Origin of the sequence: Enterobacter sp. UCD-UG_FMILLET (assembly GCF_000762975.1) — a bacterium.
GTDB classification, from domain to species: domain Bacteria; phylum Pseudomonadota; class Gammaproteobacteria; order Enterobacterales; family Enterobacteriaceae; genus Enterobacter; species Enterobacter dykesii.
The window spans coordinates 1-500 of sequence record NZ_JRJC01000004.1 but is presented as its reverse complement, the minus strand read 5'-3'; the positions used below and the strand labels follow the sequence as shown (position 1 = coordinate 500).

The 500-nt window shown below is 40.8% G+C and carries 1 protein-coding gene; it reads right to left on the bottom strand.

What is annotated here, in order from left to right; all coding sequences use genetic code 11:
* Nucleotides 1-178 precede the first annotated feature (178 nt).
* A partial coding sequence (locus tag LA04_RS00450) for a Mu transposase domain-containing protein (protein ID WP_047650050.1) occupies nt 179-500 on the bottom strand: 322 nt, incomplete at its 5' end.

Here is a 500-nt window from a genome sequence, read left to right as displayed (position 1 = left end):
TCCTGAAGGAGCGCTTCTCGTTCACGAAGTTCTTCACTCAAGAGTTCATGAAGGCCCTCTACTAAGGAAATATCCGCATGCTCATCTAAGAACTCTGGTAAGAGCTGACGCACACGATCGAGTTTTAAATGGTCCAATTGGTTGAGTAATTGATGATAAGTTGTCATAAGCGCTCCCTTCACAATAAATCGTAGGCTTGAAGATTCTCATCCACATAAGCCTCTAGTTCATCTTCTTCAAGATGTTTGAAGACATCTGATTTAAGAATTTCAACGTAATCTTCACGGCGATAATTAAAGGGACGGTCGCTTAAAGGATGACGAGCAATCAAGCGTTGGTCACAATAGACTTTAAGGTCCTCTTGTTCTTTTTCACAGGTTACGGTCTGTCCAATATATTTAACCGGCACTGAATATTTACGCCCTTCAAAGATCACAAGTGCCTCTTTAGAGACTTTTCGAGTCAAAGGAACACTCAATTGACTATAAACTTTGAGAAGC